The following is a 210-nucleotide window of genomic DNA, read 5'->3' on the forward strand; positions in this document are numbered from 1 at the left end:
CTGCGGGCCTATGCCACCGTGTCCGAGGCCCGCGCCGGGATCGGACGATATCTGACCTTCTGCAACACCCGCCGTCCGCAGTCATCGCTTGACGGGAAAACCCCAGATCAGGCCTACTTCAACCTGCCAATGTCCGAAGCGGCAGCGGCCTAACCGAGGCGGAAAACCACTTAGAAAAACGCCCGGAACCTATTTAGGTAAACCGAGCCA

1 pseudogene is annotated in these 210 nt (G+C 60.0%); it reads left to right on the top strand.

Features of this window, described 5'->3' with window-relative positions:
* Positions 1-153: pseudogene (locus CG51_RS10240) on the top strand (IS3 family transposase); the annotation flags it as partial.
* Positions 154-210 lie beyond the last annotated feature (57 nt).

Source organism: Haematobacter missouriensis (genome assembly GCF_000740775.1).
In the GTDB taxonomy this organism is placed as follows: domain Bacteria; phylum Pseudomonadota; class Alphaproteobacteria; order Rhodobacterales; family Rhodobacteraceae; genus Haematobacter; species Haematobacter missouriensis.